Source organism: Burkholderia sp. USMB20 (genome assembly GCF_000949135.2).
GTDB lineage: Bacteria > Pseudomonadota > Gammaproteobacteria > Burkholderiales > Burkholderiaceae > Burkholderia.
The window spans coordinates 276671-292727 of record NZ_JTAN02000005.1 but is presented as its reverse complement, the minus strand read 5'-3'; the positions used below and the strand labels follow the sequence as shown (position 1 = coordinate 292727).

At 68.6% G+C, this 16057-nt stretch carries 15 protein-coding genes; 10 read left to right on the top strand and 5 right to left on the bottom strand.

All coding sequences use genetic code 11. The annotated features are described in order from the left end of the window. Positions 1-15 precede the first annotated feature (15 nt). A complete protein-coding gene (locus PL79_RS09190; RefSeq protein ID WP_044847787.1) occupies positions 16-1212 on the top strand; it encodes a TauD/TfdA family dioxygenase in 1197 nt (398 codons plus the stop codon). Between the two features lie 222 nt (positions 1213-1434). On the opposite strand, the gene PL79_RS09185 is transcribed toward PL79_RS09190, so the two are convergent. From PL79_RS09185 to PL79_RS09175, 3 genes are all read right to left on the bottom strand, one after another. Next, entirely contained in the window at positions 1435-1737 is a 303-nt protein-coding gene (locus PL79_RS09185; RefSeq protein WP_044847788.1) for a DUF4148 domain-containing protein, read from the bottom strand. Between the two features lie 214 nt (positions 1738-1951). Next, on the bottom strand, positions 1952-2938 hold the full coding sequence (locus tag PL79_RS09180) for an oxidoreductase (RefSeq protein ID WP_044847818.1): 987 nt from the start codon (positions 2936-2938) through the stop codon (positions 1952-1954). Positions 2939-3109: 171 nt separating this feature from the next. Then, on the bottom strand, positions 3110-3400 hold the full coding sequence (locus PL79_RS09175; protein ID WP_044847789.1) for a DUF3331 domain-containing protein: 291 nt from the start codon (positions 3398-3400) through the stop codon (positions 3110-3112). A gap of 677 nt (positions 3401-4077) precedes the next feature. Here PL79_RS09175 and PL79_RS09170 point away from each other — a divergent pair. The 9 genes from PL79_RS09170 to PL79_RS09130 all read left to right on the top strand — a co-directional run bounded on the left by PL79_RS09170 (position 4078) and on the right by PL79_RS09130 (position 13333). Further along, a complete protein-coding gene (locus tag PL79_RS09170; RefSeq protein WP_044847790.1) occupies positions 4078-4842 on the top strand; it encodes an SDR family oxidoreductase in 765 nt (254 codons plus the stop codon). 54 nt (positions 4843-4896) lie between these two features. Continuing rightward, on the top strand, positions 4897-5739 hold the full coding sequence (locus PL79_RS09165) for an ureidoglycolate lyase (RefSeq protein ID WP_044847791.1): 843 nt from the start codon (positions 4897-4899) through the stop codon (positions 5737-5739). A gap of 23 nt (positions 5740-5762) precedes the next feature. Then, positions 5763-7040 carry an L-fuconate dehydratase gene (locus PL79_RS09160; protein ID WP_044847792.1) on the top strand — a complete coding sequence of 426 codons (1278 nt, stop codon included), beginning with the start codon at positions 5763-5765 and terminating at the stop codon, positions 7038-7040. An 83-nt stretch (positions 7041-7123) separates the two neighbouring features. Continuing rightward, a complete protein-coding gene (locus PL79_RS09155; protein WP_044847793.1) occupies positions 7124-7900 on the top strand; it encodes an SDR family oxidoreductase in 777 nt (258 codons plus the stop codon). 12 nt (positions 7901-7912) lie between these two features. Continuing rightward, a complete protein-coding gene (locus PL79_RS09150; protein ID WP_044847794.1) occupies positions 7913-9457 on the top strand; it encodes a sugar ABC transporter ATP-binding protein in 1545 nt (514 codons plus the stop codon). Between the two features lie 19 nt (positions 9458-9476). Next, positions 9477-10514, top strand: a complete 1038-nt coding sequence (locus PL79_RS09145) for an ABC transporter permease (protein ID WP_044847795.1) — start codon at positions 9477-9479, stop codon at positions 10512-10514. Positions 10515-10618: 104 nt separating this feature from the next. Further along, positions 10619-11560 (top strand): ABC transporter substrate-binding protein, encoded by a 942-nt coding sequence (locus PL79_RS09140; protein ID WP_044847796.1) that lies wholly within the window; start codon positions 10619-10621, stop codon positions 11558-11560. Between the two features lie 43 nt (positions 11561-11603). Beyond that, positions 11604-12494, top strand: coding sequence for an amidohydrolase family protein (locus tag PL79_RS09135; RefSeq protein ID WP_044847797.1), 891 nt, complete (start codon positions 11604-11606; stop codon positions 12492-12494). A 77-nt stretch (positions 12495-12571) separates the two neighbouring features. Then, the gene (locus tag PL79_RS09130; RefSeq protein WP_044847798.1) at positions 12572-13333 is read left to right on the top strand and encodes a FadR/GntR family transcriptional regulator; all 762 of its coding nucleotides are present in this window, start codon (positions 12572-12574) and stop codon (positions 13331-13333) included. Positions 13334-13349: 16 nt separating this feature from the next. Here the strand turns inward: PL79_RS09130 and PL79_RS09125 are convergent, their stop codons facing one another. Both PL79_RS09125 and PL79_RS09120 read right to left on the bottom strand, forming a co-directional pair. Continuing rightward, complete coding sequence (locus tag PL79_RS09125; RefSeq protein WP_044847799.1) at positions 13350-14591, bottom strand: NAD(P)/FAD-dependent oxidoreductase; 1242 nt, start codon at positions 14589-14591, stop codon at positions 13350-13352. 115 nt (positions 14592-14706) lie between these two features. Beyond that, positions 14707-16047, bottom strand: coding sequence for an amidase family protein (locus PL79_RS09120; protein ID WP_044847819.1), 1341 nt, complete (start codon positions 16045-16047; stop codon positions 14707-14709). Between the last annotated feature and the right edge of the window lie 10 nt (positions 16048-16057).

Sequence of the window (16057 nt, the reverse complement as noted above, 5' to 3'; positions counted from 1 at the left end):
TTCCGGGAGGCAACGATGCAGGCAGCGCAACACCGTATCGAGGACTGGCGGACCTTTTCCGCCGACGCGGCCATTGCGGCGGCGACGATCGGCGAGGGTGCGGTGAACGTCGAGTGGAGCGACACGCGACGATCGCCGTTTCACTTCGACTGGTTGCGCGACAACTGCGCGTGTTCCGCGTGCGTGCATGCGCTCACGCGCGAACAGGTGTTCGAGATCGCCGATGCGCGCGAGGATCTGTCGGCGCTCGTCGTGCATGTCGAAACCGACGGCGCGCTGCACGTCGAGTGGAACGACGGGCATCGCAGCGCCTGGTCGCCGGGATGGTTGCGCGCGCATGCTTACGACGATGCGTCCCGCGCGGAACGCCAGGCCGCGCACGGGCGGCACGTGTGGACCGGCGACGATGCGACGGCGATCGGCGTGTTCGCGTGGCGTGACGTGATGGAGGACGACGGCGCGTTGCTCGCCTGGCTCGCCGCGTTGCAGCGCACCGGGCTGACGCTCGTCGAGGGCGTGCCGGCCGAACCCGGCCGGGTCGACCAGATCGCGCGGCGTGTCGGCCTGATCCGCGAAAGCAATTTCGGCGTGCTGTTCGATGTCGAATCGAAGCCGCGGCCGGACAGCAATGCCTATACGTCGCTGAACCTGCCGCCGCACACCGACCTGCCGACGCGTGAATTGCAGCCGGGCGTGCAGTTCCTGCACTGCCTCGCGAACGACGCAACGGGCGGAGACAGCGTGTTTCTCGACGGCTTCGCGCTCGCGGATGCGCTGCGGCACGAATATCCGGACGATTTCACGCAACTTGCGTCGACACCGTTCGAGTTCTGGAACAAGAGTGCGAACAGCGACTACCGCTGTTCGGCGCCGGTGATCGGACTCGATGCGCGCGGCAACGTGACCGAGGTGCGCGTCGCGAATTTCCTGCGCGGGCCGCTCGATGCGCCGGCCGGCGCCGTCGCGGCCGTCTACCGCGCGTACCGGCGGTTTCTCGCGCTCGCGCGCGAGCCGCGTTTCCGCGTGCAGCGCCGGCTGCGGGCGGGCGACATGTGGGCGTTCGACAACCGGCGCGTGCTGCATGCGCGCACCGAGTTCGATCCGTCGACGGGCCGCCGGCATCTGCAGGGCTGCTACGTCGATCGCGACGAACTGCTGTCGCGCTGGCGTGTGCTGTCGCGTGCGCTGCCCGCGGCTGCCGCCGGGCGCTGATCGGCGCATTCGACTTCCGCAGTCGGCTGCCGCATTCGACTTCGTTACGCATACCTCGCCGGGGAAAAAGCGCCCGGACGCAGGGCGCCCGGGCGAAGCCACCCGCTGCCGGGCGGCGGAGGTATGCGTTTCACAAAAAAAGACGAGCCCGCATGAGGGGCTCGTCCGGATCCAGCTTCTTCATCGCGCGATGCGCGGTGCGCCCGCCGGGGGCGCGTCGGCTTACTGGCCGAAGAAGACCGAGTCGCGTGCGTTCGACGACGTTGCGGCAGCCGGGGCGCCCGAGTGGACGACCGGAGCCGGTTGCGCGCCGTAGCCGCTGGCGTCGGCACCATGAACGCGCGCTTCCGCCGACTGGATGTCGTTCGGGTAGTACGGGCTCGACACGCCCGGCTTGTAGCCGGCTTGTTCGAGCTGAACCAGTTCGTTGCGGACTTGCGCGCGGGTCACGGTGCTTTGTGCGAAAGCGCCGAACGAAGCGGACAGGGCGACAGCGGCAACAACTGCGGAAACGAGCGATTTCATGATGACCTCCGGTGTTTTATTGGGTTCGCTTGCGACACCATGTCTGCAGCGATTGACTAAATCTTAGTCACCGGGTCGTTCAGGGTAAACGCTGGTTTTGACGATAGATTGTTTCCAAGGCGGTAACAGTGGGACGCCGGATCACGCTTTCATCCGGCTTTCGTTTCTGTAAGCGTAATAAGTATGAAGAATGTGGCCGCGACGCGCACCGCATTCAGCGCGCCTCGGCGGCCGCGTCGAACGGCTTGGCGGGCGGCCGGCCGGCGGGCGCGCCCGAACTCAGGAAACGCACGCCCGTCGCGGCTTCGGTCGCCTCCCACAGCAGAGCCGCGAGGGCCACGTCGCGTGCCGCGCGCGGCACGCTCGCCGGTGCCGGCAGGCCGCGCGACTCGAGCCAGCCGGACGGCCCGATGTACGAGCCGCCGGCGAGGTCGGGCGACGTCGCCGCATGAATCGCGGGCAACGCACCCTGCTCGGCCGGTTGCGCGAGATATCGGTTCGCCGCGCGCATCAGCGCGGCGCGCGTGGGCGAACTGTCCATCGCGGGGCCCGCGAACTGCAGGTTGGTTGCCGCGTAGCCGGGATGCGCGGCGACGCTGATTCCCGCGAACCCCGCGCGCTGGAAGCGGCGCTGCAACTCGAGCGCGAACACCAGGTTCGCGAGTTTGCTGTCGCAGTAGGCGAGATAACGGTTGTAACGGTGCTCGGCGCGCAGGTCGTCGACCCGGATCCGGCCGCCGCGGTTGAAGCCGCTCGACATCGTCACGACTCGCGCGCGCCGGGCGGCGCGCAACGCGGGCAGCAGATGGCCGGTCAGCGCGAAGTGGCCGAGGTGATTGGTGCCGAACTGCATCTCGAAGCCGTCGTGCGTGTGCCGCAGCGGCAGGAACATCACGCCGGCGTTGTTGCAGAGGATGTCGACGCGGCCGTGGCGGTCGGCGACACCGGCGGCGAAGCGCTGGATCGACGCGAGATCGGCGAGGTCGAGCGCATCGACTTCGACCCGTGCGGCGGGATGGAGCCGGTGAATCGCAGCGGCGGCCTGTGCGGCGCGCGCGGCATCGCGGCAGCCCATCACGACCGTCGCGCCCTTGGCGGCCAGCGTTTCCGCGATGTGCCAGCCGAGGCCGCTGTTGGCGCCGGTCACGACCGCGACCTTGCCGCCTTGCGCCGGGACGTGGCGCGCGCTCCATGCATGCATGTCTGCCTCCATCGGCGTGGCGGTGCGCCACGACGCGCAATCGTTACATTGAGTGGTGTAACGATAGTCCGCGCGGGCGGGACAGACAAGCGGGGGAATTAGACCGGCGCTTCTAGGGCGCGCAAGCGCATCACGCCGCGGGCCCCGCGGCACGGGTGGCCGGTGTGGGCGTTACCGGCTGCCGGCCAGCGCGAGCACTTCGGCGGCGGAGATCATTGCCGCCGCATTCGCGGGTGCCGGGCGCTCGGCCGGGCGGAATACTTCGTCGCCGCGCTGGATGACCTGGCGCGACAGCGCGCAGGTACCGGTGCGCTGCGCGAAGCGGCGGCGCCAGCGCTGTTCGCCGTAGTGACAGCGGCCGGGTTCGACCCAGCGGACGACGAGCAGCGTATCGGAGCGTTCCAGAATTTCGACGTGGACGTCGGCGGGATCGAGCACAGGCAGGGATTTGGAGGCCTTCATTTGCCGTTTCCTAAAGCTCGTGCGGTTTCGGCCGTGGCAGTGGATGTCACTACCCGAGGGCGAATCCGTAGCGGTTTCCATGAGTGGTGCGCTAAATGTAAGCGTCTGTGACCGGAAAAAACATCCTGTCTGGCTCAAATTACCTTTTGCCGAATCAGAAACAATCGACGCGCATTTTCGTGAAAAAGCCAACGACAAAAGCGCCCCGGACGCGCACGCCCGGGGCGGAAAATCGGCCCGCGCCCCCGTGTCTGCTCGCTCAGTCACGTGGACACCGCGGGGGACGGAGACGCCCGTCAGGGATCGGCGACGGGCGGGGGCGGTGTCCGGGGAAGCGCGGTCCGGCAACACCATGATCGCGCGCGCCCGCCGTTGACACCCTGACGGGAACATGACTTTTTTGTCAGTTTCGCCGTGCCGACGGCGCGACTCCGGTGCCCCGGGTGTCGCCGAAACGCCCACCGGTATTGGCTTTGCGCGATACGCGGCCGATCGGCGGAACCTGAAAAATACGGTAATCGAAGCCCGCCGCAGCGCCTTCCGCCCGATTCTCCCGCTCGGGAAAATACTGAATCACGCGAACGTGACAAATCCGGAATCTGTTCCTATGATTGGTTGGACCTTTAGTCCTTTGTGCCAATCAGCCGGCCCGGCCGGCTTCTTCGGGAGAGGTGCTCATGAGATTGCAGGGCAAGCGCGCGCTGGTAACGGCGGCCGGGCAGGGTATCGGCCGCGCGACCGCGCTGCGGTTCGCAAGCGAGGGTGCCGACGTGCTGGCAACCGACATCAACGAAGCCGCGCTCGCGCAACTCGCGGCCGACGCCGAACGCGCGGGCGGCCGGCTGGCCACGCGGCGGCTCGACGTGACCGATGCGGGCGACGTTGCCGCACTCGCCGCGCAGGAGCGCGCGTTCGACGTGCTGTTCAACTGCGCGGGCTTCGTTCACCACGGCTCGATCCTCGACTGCGACGACGCCGCGTGGGCGTTCTCGCTGAACCTGAACGTCACGTCGATGTACCGGCTGATCCGTGCGCTGCTGCCGGCGATGCTGGCAGCGGGCGGCGCGTCGATCGTCAACATGGCGTCGGCCGCGTCGAGCGTGAAGGGCGTGCCGAACCGCTTCGTCTACGGCACGACCAAGGCGGCCGTGATCGGCCTGACCAAGTCGGTGGCCGCCGATTTCGTCGAGCAGCGCATCCGCTGCAACGCGATCTGCCCGGGCACGATCGAGTCGCCGTCGCTGGAGCAGCGGATCGCCGAGCAGGCGCGCACGCGCCAGGTGTCGACCGATACCGTGCGCCAGGCGTTCGTCGCGCGTCAGCCGATGGGCCGTATCGGCACCGCGGACGAAGTGGCCGCGCTCGCGCTGTATCTCGCGTCCGACGAAGCGTCGTTCACGACCGGCGCGATTCACCTGATCGATGGCGGCTGGTCGAACTGACCGCGTCTAGCCGACCGCGCCTTTCCACTCACTTTCCATTTCCGCCCACACCACATGAAACTGCTGAGATTTGGCGACAAACACCATGAAAAGCCGGGCCTGCTCGATGCGCAGGGCAGGATCCGCGACCTGTCGGGCGTGATCGACGACGTCGCCGGCGACGCGCTCGCACCCGCGTCGCTCGCGCGGCTGCGCGAGCTCGACCCGGGGTCGCTGCCGCTCGTCGAAGGCGCGCCGCGGCTCGGCGCGTGCGTCGGCCGCGTCGGCAAGTTCATCTGCATCGGGCTCAACTATTCCGACCACGCGGCCGAATCGGGGATGGACGTCCCGAAGGAGCCGGTCGTGTTCGGCAAGTGGACGAGCGCGATCTCGGGGCCGAACGACGACGTCGAGATCCCGCGCGGCTCGGAGAAGACCGACTGGGAAGTCGAGCTGGGCGTCGTGATCGGCCGGGGCGGCCGCTATATCGACGAAGCCGACGCGCTGTCGCACGTCGCCGGCTACTGCGTGGTGAACGACGTGTCGGAGCGCGAGTACCAGCTCGAACGCGGCGGCACGTGGGACAAGGGCAAGGGTAACGATACGTTCGGGCCGCTCGGCCCGTGGCTCGTGACGGCCGACGAAGTGCCCGATCCGCACGCGCTGCGGCTGTGGCTGGACGTGGACGGCCACCGCTACCAGAACGGCACGACCGCGACGATGGTGTTCCGTGTGCCGCACCTGATCAGCTACCTGAGCCGCTTCATGAGCCTGCAGCCGGGCGACGTGATCTCGACCGGCACGCCGCCGGGCGTGGGCCTCGGGCAGAAGCCGCCCGTCTATCTGCGCGCCGGGCAGGTGATCACGCTCGGCATCGACGGGCTCGGCGAGCAGCGCCAGCGCACCGTGCAGGCCTGAAACCCTTTCCCGGACGGTTCGTTATGCCTATCATTCGATCGATGCGCGTCCTCGACGTGCGCTTCCCGACCTCGCGCCAGCTCGACGGTTCCGATGCGATGAATCCGGACCCCGATTATTCGGCTGCGTACGTCGTGCTCGAAACCGACCGCGACGGGCTCGAGGGCCACGGGCTCACGTTCACCATCGGGCGCGGCAACGAAATCTGCTGCGCGGCGATCGACGCGATGCGTCACCTCGTCGTCGGCCTCGACCTCGACTGGATCCGCGAGGACATGGGCCGCTTCTGGCGGCACGTGACCTCGGACAGCCAGTTGCGCTGGATCGGCCCCGACAAGGGCGCGATTCATCTGGCGACGGGCGCCGTCGTCAACGCGGTGTGGGATCTGTGGGCGAAGGCGGTCGGCAAACCGCTGTGGCGGCTCGTCGCCGACATGAGTCCCGAGGAGATCGTGCGCGCGATCGACTTCCGCTACCTGACCGACTGCCTGACGCCGGACGAAGCGCTCGGCCTGCTGCGCCGGCAGGCGCCGGGCAAGGCGGCGCGGATCGCGACGCTCGAGCGCGAAGGCTACCCGTGCTACACGACGTCGGCCGGCTGGCTCGGCTACAGCGACGACAAGCTGCGCCGGTTGTGCCATGAAGCGGTGGACGCCGGGTTCGAATACGTGAAGCTGAAGGTCGGCGCGAACCTGGAGGACGACATCCGCCGCGTGACGATCGCACGCGAGGTGATCGGCCCGGACCGCAAGCTGATGATCGACGCGAACCAGGTGTGGGAAGTCGACGAGGCGATCGACTGGGTGCGCGAGCTGGCGTTCGCGAAACCGTGGTTCATCGAGGAGCCGACGAGCCCCGACGACGTCGAAGGGCACCGCAAGATCCGCGAGGCGATCGCGCCGGTGCAGGTCGCGACCGGCGAGATGTGCCAGAACCGCGTGATGTTCAAGCAGTTCATCGCGCGCGGCGCGATCGACGTCGTGCAGATCGACGCGTGCCGGCTCGGCGGCGTGAACGAGATTCTCGCGGTGATGCTGCTCGCCGCGAAGTACGGGTTGCCGGTGTGTCCGCATGCGGGCGGCGTCGGGCTGTGCGAATACGTGCAGCATCTGTCGATGATCGACTACGTGTGCATTGCCGGCACGAAGGAAGGGCGCGTGACCGAATACGTCGATCACCTGCACGAGCATTTCGTCGAGCCCTGTGTCGTGCGCGGCGCGGCGTACATGCCGCCGACGGCACCCGGTTTCTCGATCGAGATGAAGCCCGCATCGCTCGAGCGGTACCGGTTCCGCGGCTGAAGCACGCAGCACGCAGCACGACGGCGCACGATGACCCGCGCATGGCCTGCGCGCGGCGACAACATGAACGACGGAGACGCGAAGTGGATTTGAATCTGCAAGACAAGGTCGTGATCGTGACCGGCGGCGCGTCGGGCATCGGCGCCGCGATCTCGATGCGGCTTGCCGACGAAGGCGCGATTCCGGTGGTGTTCGCGCGCCACGCGCCGGATGACGGCTTCTGGCGCGCGCTCGCGCAGAAGCAGCCGCGCGCCGCGTGCGTGTCCGTCGAGCTGCAGGACGACGCGCAATGCCGCGACGCGGTCGCGCAGACCCTCGCGCGCTTCGGCCGCATCGACGGCCTCGTCAACAACGCGGGCATCAACGACGGCGTCGGGCTCGATGCCGGGCGCGACGCGTTCGTCGCATCGCTCGAACGCAACCTGATCCACTACTACGTGATGGCGCATTACTGCGTGCCGCACCTGAAGGCGACGCGCGGCGCGATCGTCAACATCTCGTCGAAGACGGCGGTCACCGGCCAGGGCAACACGAGCGGCTATTGCGCATCGAAGGGCGCGCAGCTCGCGCTCACGCGCGAATGGGCGGTCGCACTGCGCGACGACGGCGTGCGCGTGAACGCGGTGATCCCGGCCGAGGTGATGACGCCGCTTTACCAGAACTGGATCGCCGGTTTCGACGACCCGGAAGCGAAGCTCGCGGAAATCGCCGGCAAGGTGCCGCTCGGCAAGCGCTTCACGACCGCCGACGAGATTGCCGACACGGCCGTGTTCCTGCTGTCGGCGCGCGCATCGCACACGACGGGCCAGTGGCTGTTCGTCGATGGCGGTTATACGCATCTCGATCGCGCGATCGGCTGAGGGCGGCGAGCCATGCAACCCGATCCGAACCCGACGACCCTCGCGCCCGCGGCGCTGATCGAGCTGACCGGCGTCAGCAAGCGCTTTCCGGGCGTGCTGGCGCTCGACGATTGCCGCTTCGACCTGCGCGCCGGCGAAGTGCATGCGCTGATGGGCGAGAACGGCGCCGGCAAGTCGACGCTGATGAAGATTCTCGCCGGCGTTTATCAGAAGGACGAAGGCGAGATCCGGATCGACGGCCGCGCGGTGGACATCGACGATCCGCGCGCCGCGCAGGCGCTCGGGATCGGCATCATCCATCAGGAACTGAACCTGATGAACCACCTGAGCGTCGCGCAGAACATCTTCATCGGCCGCGAGCCGCGCGGCCGCTTCGGCGTGTTCGTCGACGAGGACAGGCTGAACCGCGACGCCGCCGCGATCTTCGCGCGGATGCGGCTCGATCTCGATCCGCGCACGCCGGTCGGCCGGCTGACGGTCGCGAAGCAGCAGATGGTCGAGATCGCGAAGGCGCTGTCGTTCGACTCGCGCGTGCTGATCATGGATGAACCGACCGCCGCGCTGAACAACGCGGAGATCGCCGAGCTGTTCCGCATCATCGGCGACCTGCGCGCGCGCGGCGTCGGCATCGTCTACATCTCGCACAAGATGGACGAGCTGCGCCAGATCGCCGATCGCGTGACGGTGATGCGCGACGGCAAGTACGTCGCGACCGTGCCGATGGCGGATACGTCGATGGAAGCGATCATCGCGATGATGGTCGGCCGCCAGCTCGATGCGACGTTCCGCACGCCGCCCGATACGTCGGCCAACGCGGTCGCGCTCGAGGTGCGCGGGCTGTCGCGCGGCCGCGCGATCCGCGACGTCGGCTTCACGCTGCGGCGAGGCGAGATCCTCGGCTTCGCGGGGCTGATGGGCGCGGGCCGCACCGAGGTCGCGCGCGCGGTGTTCGGCGCGGACCCGGTCGACGCGGGCGAGATCCGCGTGCACGGCAAGGCCGTGACGATCCGCACGCCGGCCGACGCGGTCAGGCACGGGATCGGTTATCTCTCGGAGGACCGCAAGCACTTCGGGCTCGCGGTCGGGATGGACGTGCAGAACAACATCGCGCTGTCGAGCATGCGGCGCTTCGTGCGCCGCGGCATGTTCCTCGATGCGCGCGGGATGCGCGACACCGCGCAGTCGTACGTGCGCCAGCTCGCGATCCGCACGCCGTCCGTCGCGCAGCCGGCGCGGCTCCTGTCGGGCGGCAACCAGCAGAAGATCGTGATCGCGAAGTGGCTGCTGCGCGACTGCGACATCCTGTTCTTCGACGAACCGACCCGCGGCATCGACGTCGGCGCGAAAAGCGAGATCTACAAGCTGCTCGACGCGCTCGCCGCCGACGGCAAGGCGATCGTGATGATCTCGTCGGAGTTGCCCGAGGTGCTGCGCATGAGCCACCGGATCCTCGTGATGTGCGAAGGGCGCGTGACCGGCGAATTGCGCGCGGCCGACGCCACGCAGGAAAAGATCATGCAGCTCGCGACGCAGCGCGAGTCGACCGTATTGTCCTGATTCCGACGCTTACCCGATCATGTCCAACGATACGCATCCCGTTCCGCCTCTGGCCACCGGCGACACGCCGGCCGGCGCAGCGGGCCTCCGTGCCCGCTTCTTCAACCCGGCCGCGCGGCAGAAGCTGCTCGCGTTCGCGAGCCTCGTGCTGCTGATCGTGTTCTTCAGCTTCGCGTCGCCGAACTTCCTCGAAGTCGACAACCTCGTGACGATCCTGCAGGCCACCGCCGTGAACGGTGTGCTGGCCGTCGCGTGTACCTACGTGATCATCACGTCGGGCATCGACCTGTCGGTCGGCACGCTGATGACCTTCTGCGCGGTGATGGCCGGCGTCGTGCTGACGAAGTGGGGCATGCCGCTGCCGCTCGGGATCCTGGCCGCGTTGTTGTTCGGCGCGCTGTCGGGCAGCGTGTCGGGCTTCGTGATCGCGAAGATGAAGGTGCCGCCGTTCATCGCGACGCTCGGCATGATGATGCTGCTCAAGGGGCTGTCACTCGTGATCTCGGGCACGCGGCCGATCTACTTCAACGACACGCCGGGCTTCACGTCGATCGCGCAGGATTCGCTGATCGGCAGCCTCGTTCCCGCGCTGCCGATTCCGAACGCGGTGCTGATCCTGTTCCTCGTCGCGGTCGGCGCGTCGATCGTGCTGAACCGGACGATCTTCGGCCGCTACACGTTCGCGCTCGGCAGCAACGAGGAAGCGCTGCGGCTGTCCGGCGTGAATGTCGATGCGTGGAAGATCGCCGTCTACACGTTCAGCGGCGCGGTGTGCGGGATCGCAGGACTCCTGATCGCGTCGCGGCTGAATTCCGCGCAGCCCGCGCTCGGGCAGGGCTACGAGCTCGACGCGATCGCGGCCGTCGTGATCGGCGGCACGTCGCTGTCGGGCGGCGCGGGCAGCATCGTCGGCACCATCATCGGCGCGTTCATCATGAGCGTGCTGACCAACGGCCTGCGCATCATGTCGGTCGCGCAGGAATGGCAGACGGTCGTGACGGGCGTGATCATCATCCTCGCCGTCTACGTGGACATCCTGCGCCGGCGCCGCCGCTGACGCGTGCGCGCACGAACACGAACACGAACACGAACACGAACACACAGGCGCTTCACCGCCGGCCGGGCCGGCATTTCAGTCGATACCAACCAAGGAGACGCGAAGTGATCAGGAGCAAGGTGTTGAACGCGATCGTCGGGCTGACGTTCGCCGTCGGCGTGACGGCCGGTGCGCAGGCGCAGGAATCCTACATCCCGCTGATCTCGAAGGGCTTCCAGCATCAGTTCTGGCAGGCCGTGAAGGCGGGCGCGATGCAGGCGGCGAAGGACTACAAGGTGAAGGTGACGTTCGAAGGCCCCGAAACCGAGGCGATGGTCGACAAGCAGATCGACATGCTGTCCGCCGCGATCGCGAAGAAGCCGGCCGCGCTCGGCTTCGCGGCACTCGACAGCAAGGCCGCGCTGCCGCTCCTGAAGAAGGCGCAGGCCGAGAAGATTCCGGTGATCGCGTTCGACTCGGGTGTCGACAGCGACATCCCGGTGACGACCGCCGCGACCAACAACAAGGCCGCCGCCGCGCTCGCCGCCGACAAGCTCGCCGCGCTGATCGGCGACGAAGGCGAGGTGGCCGTGGTCGCGCACGACCAGACGAGCCGCACGGGCATCGACCGCCGCGACGGCTTTCTCGAACGGATGAAGTCCGCGCACCCGAAGGTGCAGGTCGTGACCGTGCAGTATGGCGAGGGCGATCAGCTGAAGTCGACCGAAGTGACGAAGTCGATCCTGCAGGCGTATCCGAAGCTCAAGGGCCTGTTCGGCACCAACGAAGGCTCGGCGATCGGCGTGGTGAACGGCGTGCGCGAGATGAAGCGCAAGGTCGTGATCATCGGCTACGATTCCGGCAAGCAGCAGAAGGACGCGATCCGCAGCGGGCTGATGGCCGGCGCGATCACGCAGAACCCGGTCGGGATCGGCTACAAGACGGTCGAGGCGGCCGTGAAGGCGACCAAGGGCGAGAAGCTGCCGAAGGTCATCGATACCGGTTTCTACTGGTACGACAAGACCAATATCGACGACCCGAAAATCACGGCGGTGCTGTACGACTGAGCGCGACGTGACGCGGCGGGCAACGGTGAATCACGAGGACACCATGGGCGCAGTGCGTATCGATTCCCACCAGCACTTCTGGCGTTACCGCGCGGCCGACTATCCGTGGATCGGCCCCGGCATGGATGTGCTCGCCCGCGACTACCTGCCCGACGCGCTATGGCCGCAGATGCACGCGCAGGCGCTCGGCGCGTCGATCGCGGTGCAGGCGCGCGCCGGGCGCGACGAGACGGCGTTCCTGCTCGATCTCGCCCGCGACGACGCGCACATCGCGGCGGTGGTCGGCTGGGAGGATCTCGGTGCGCCGGAACTCGCCGAGCGCATCGCCGAATGGCGCAGCCCGAAGCTGCGCGGCTTTCGTCATCAGGTTCAGGACGAAGCCGACGTCGGCGCGTTCGTCGCGGATCCCGCGTTCAATCGCGGTGTCGCGTGGCTGCAGGCGAACGGCTATGTGTACGACGTGCTCGTGTTCGAGCGCCAGTTGCCCGACGTGCGCGCGTTCTGCGCGCGGCACGATGCGCACTGGCTCGTGCTCGATCATGCCGGCAAGCCGCCGCTCGCCGAATTCCACCGCGATGGCGCTGCGCTCGCCCGCTGGCGTGCCGGGTTGCGCGAGCTGGGCGCGCTGCCGCACGTCGTGTGCAAGCTGTCGGGGCTCGTGACCGAGACGGACTGGCGGCGCGGCCTGCGCGGGCAGGACATCCGGCACATCGAGCAATGCCTCGACGCGGCGCTCGACGCGTTCGGCCCGCAGCGGCTGATGTTCGGGTCGGACTGGCCCGTGTGCCTGCTCGCGGCGTCGTATGACGAAGTGGCGTCGCTGGTCGAGCGCTGGGCCGAAGCGCGGTTGTCGGCGGCCGAGCGCAACGCGCTGTGGGGCGGCACGGCCGCGCGTTGCTATGCGCTGCCGGGCGATTCGAAGCCCGGCATATAAAATAGGCGCGAACGGCCCGACGCGCGTGCGCCATTCGTCAGACCGTCCGCAATGCAATCGCTTACCTGTATCAACGTATGTCCATCCAGCCGATTCAGAACCGCCGCCTCTACCAGCAGATCGCCGACAAGCTCAGCGCGATGATCGAGTCCGGCGACTTCCCGCCGGGCAGCTACCTGCCGCCCGAGCGCGAACTGGCCGAGCAGTTCGGCGTGTCGCGCACGTCGGTGCGCGAGGCGCTGATCGCGCTCGAAGTCAGCGGGCTCGTCAGCGTGCGTGTCGGCGACGGCGTGAAGGTGCGCCAACCCGAGGCGGCGGCCGCGCCGGAGCCGCGGCCCGATACGAAGGTTGCGCCGTTCCCGGTCGTCGAGATCGATCCCGAGCTGGGCATCGCGCTCGACCTCGATACCGAAATCCCGCCGTTCGCGCTGCTGCAGGCGCGCCGGCTGATCGAGCCGGAAGCCGCGTCGCTCGCCGCGAAGCACGGTTCGGATGCGCAGATAGAAGGGATTCACGCGGCGTTCCTGCGCAACCAGGAAGACAACCGCAGCGGCTCGCTCACGCATCCGGGCGACCGGCTGTTCCATATCCGTATCGCGGAAGCGAGCGACAACCCGGCTTATGCGCTGATGATCAAGCAGCTGCTCGCGCACAAGTACGACCTGATGTTCCAGCGGCTGCAGTCGCTGTACATGCCGAACGACATGCCGCACCGGTCGGAGCTCGAACACCGCGCGATCCTCGACGCGATCCGCGCGCGCGACCCGGAGGCCGCGCGCCGTGCGATGGCCGAGCATCTCGACGAGGTGATCCGGATCTTCGGCCGCGCGCTCGACTGAGCGCGGGCGAGCGCAATCAGAAGCGGTCGGCGCGGTAGGGCGTCGGGTCGGTGAACGGCGCTTCGCCCGTCATCATCTCGGCCAGCAGGCGGCCGGAGACGGGGCCGAGCGTGAGCCCGTGATGGTTGTGCCCGAACGAGAACCACAGCCCGCGATGCGCGGGCGCGGGGCCGATCACCGGCCGCATGTCGGGCGTGCACGGCCGGAAGCCGAGCCACGGCTGCGGGTCGAGCCGTTCGCCGAAGCCGAACACCGGGCGCGCGACGCGTTCCGCGCGCTCGAGCTGCACGCCGGTCGGCGGCAGGCCGCGCCGGGCGATCTCGACGCCGGTGGTCAGCCGCAAGCCGCGCCGCATCGGCGCGATCACGTAGCCGTATTCGCGATCGACGATCGGCGCCGACGGCGCGCCGCGTTCGGACGGCGCGTAGTGCATGTGATAGCCGCGCTTCTCGCGCAGCGGAATCTTGTAGCCGAACTTGCCGAACACCGTGTCGGACCACGGGCCGAGCGCGACGACCACGGCCGGCGCGGCGATCTTGCCGTCGTCCGTCGTGACCTGCCAGCCGGGCGACAGCGCGTCGAGGCTCGCCGCATCGCCGGTGAGCAGCGTGCCGCCGCCTTGCACGAAGAGTTGCGCGTAGGTTTTGACGAGCGCGGACGGATCGACGACGCTTTTCGGATCGAGCCAGTGCAGCGCGCCGCAGAAGCCGGGCGCGAGGCTCGGTTCCTGCGCGCGCAGTGTCGCGGCATCGAGCGGCGTGATGCCGAGCCCGTGGCGGCGCGCGGTGAGTCCCGCATCGGCGACGGCGCGTTCGAACGCGGCCGGCGTGCGGAACGCTTCCATCCAGCCGCTCGCGCGGATCAGCTCGGTGGCGCCGGCGCGCGCGATCAGCGCGTCGTGCTCGACGATGCAGCGCTCGATCAGCGGCAGCATGTCGCGCGAGGCCGCCGCGTGACGCAGCGGCGCCGATTCCCACCAGAACCGCGCGAGCCACGGCGCGAACGCGGGCAGCGACGTGCTGTGCCAGTAGAGATCGGTGGAGCGGTTCAGCGCGTAGCGCATCAGCGTGAACGGGCTGCGCGGAAACGGATACGGCTCGACCGACGAGCGTTCGATCAGCCCCGCGTTGCCGAAGCTCGTGCCTTCGCCGGGCGCGCCGCGGTCGACGAGGGCGACCTTGCGGCCGCGATCCTGCAGGTGAAGCGCGGCGGAGACGCCGACGATGCCTGCGCCCAGAACGATTACGTCGAAGTCCATCGGTGGTGATTGGCGGTTAGTGGGGCGCCTGCTCGCAGTGCGGTGCGCGCGCCCGGATTGGAGAGGCTCGAACGACAAGCATACTCGCGGCGGCGCGGGTCACCAAGAGGGGGCGCTAATGGTGCAGCCCGCGCCACTCAGCCGCGAATTTCCGCGCGGCGTCGAAGCAAACCGCGTCGCGTTGCGGCGCGCCGATCAACTGCACGCCCACTGGCAATTCACCCCGCACGAAGCACGGTGCGCTGACGACCGGCAGCCCCGCGAACGAAATCGGCTGCGTGAGCAGGCCGAGCGTCTTCGCGGGTTCGAGCGCGACGCCGTTGACATCGACGGTCGCGTCGGTCAAGCGCGGCGCGGCATAGGGCGTCGCGGCCGCGAGCAGCACGTCGTAGCGCGCGAACAGCGCTTTGACGTGCGCGCGCCACGCGGCCCGGCAGGCAAGCGCTTCCCGATGGGCGGCGCCGGACGTGGCGAGGCCGGTTGCGATGCGCGACCGCAGGCGTTCTGAGACGTGCGCCGCCGGCGCGTCGAGCAACCCGCGATGGTTGCGGGCCAGCTCCACGTTCGAGATCGTGACCGCGGCTTCCCGCACGCGTGCGACTTCGTCGCTGTCGACCGGCACCGCTTCCCCCGCATCCAGACACGCCGCCGCACGCCGCACCGCGCGTTGCGCATCCGCATCGGCATGTCGTTCGAAATCACCCGTCAGCACGGCGACGCGAAGCGGCGCTGCCGGATCGCGAGCCGGTTGCGAGTGCGCTGCATGCGTATCGCGCAGCGTGTCATACAGCGCGGCCAGGTCGTCGATATCGTTCGCGAAGCCGCCGACGGTGTCGAGCGATTCGGCATAGGGGAGGCAACCGACCGCCGACAGCCGCCCGTCGCTCGGGCGAAACCCCCATACGCCGCATAGCGCCGCCGGTGCGCGGATCGAGCCGTTGGTGTCGCTGCCGAGCGCGAGCGGCACGTAGCCGGCCGCGACGGCAGCGGCCGAGCCGCTCGACGAACCGCCCGTCATGCGCGCCGGGTCAGCTGGCAGGCGCACGGCGCCATAGTGCGGATTCACGCCGGTGGCACCGCACGCGAGTTCGTCCATGTGCGTCGCGCCGATCGGCACCGCGCCGGCCGCGCAGAGTCGTTCGACCATCGCGGCATCGGCGACGGCGGGCGGCAACGCGGCGCGCGCCGGCGAGCCGGCGACCGTCGTGTAGCCCGCCACGTCAATATTCCACTTCACGAGAAACGGCACGCCTGCCAGCGGCCCGGGATCGCGTCCGTCACGCACGAGGCGATCGATCCGCAGCGCGTCGCGCAGCGCCCGCTCGTCGAAGGTGCGGGCGCAGGCATGGATCGCGCCGTCGCGCGCGGCGATATCGGCGAGCACGGTTTGCACGAGCGACACGGCACTCACGCGTCCCGCACGAATCCCGGCCGCCAGCGCGAGCGCGCTGCGCATCGAAGGCACC

Coding starts and splice junctions, on each gene's coding strand:
- PL79_RS09135 (WP_044847797.1), top strand. CDS start 11,604: ATGGGCGCAGTGCGTATCGATTCCCACCAGCACTTCTGGCGTTACCGC.
- PL79_RS09120 (WP_044847819.1), bottom strand. CDS start 16,047: ATGCGCAGCGCGCTCGCGCTGGCGGCCGGGATTCGTGCGGGACGCGTG.
- PL79_RS09160 (WP_044847792.1), top strand. CDS start 5,763: ATGCCTATCATTCGATCGATGCGCGTCCTCGACGTGCGCTTCCCGACC.
- PL79_RS09175 (WP_044847789.1), bottom strand. CDS start 3,400: ATGAAGGCCTCCAAATCCCTGCCTGTGCTCGATCCCGCCGACGTCCAC.
- PL79_RS09185 (WP_044847788.1), bottom strand. CDS start 1,737: ATGAAATCGCTCGTTTCCGCAGTTGTTGCCGCTGTCGCCCTGTCCGCT.
- PL79_RS09165 (WP_044847791.1), top strand. CDS start 4,897: ATGAAACTGCTGAGATTTGGCGACAAACACCATGAAAAGCCGGGCCTG.
- PL79_RS09150 (WP_044847794.1), top strand. CDS start 7,913: ATGCAACCCGATCCGAACCCGACGACCCTCGCGCCCGCGGCGCTGATC.
- PL79_RS09190 (WP_044847787.1), top strand. CDS start 16: ATGCAGGCAGCGCAACACCGTATCGAGGACTGGCGGACCTTTTCCGCC.
- PL79_RS09125 (WP_044847799.1), bottom strand. CDS start 14,591: ATGGACTTCGACGTAATCGTTCTGGGCGCAGGCATCGTCGGCGTCTCC.
- PL79_RS09180 (WP_044847818.1), bottom strand. CDS start 2,938: ATGCATGCATGGAGCGCGCGCCACGTCCCGGCGCAAGGCGGCAAGGTC.
- PL79_RS09130 (WP_044847798.1), top strand. CDS start 12,572: ATGTCCATCCAGCCGATTCAGAACCGCCGCCTCTACCAGCAGATCGCC.
- PL79_RS09145 (WP_044847795.1), top strand. CDS start 9,477: ATGTCCAACGATACGCATCCCGTTCCGCCTCTGGCCACCGGCGACACG.
- PL79_RS09170 (WP_044847790.1), top strand. CDS start 4,078: ATGAGATTGCAGGGCAAGCGCGCGCTGGTAACGGCGGCCGGGCAGGGT.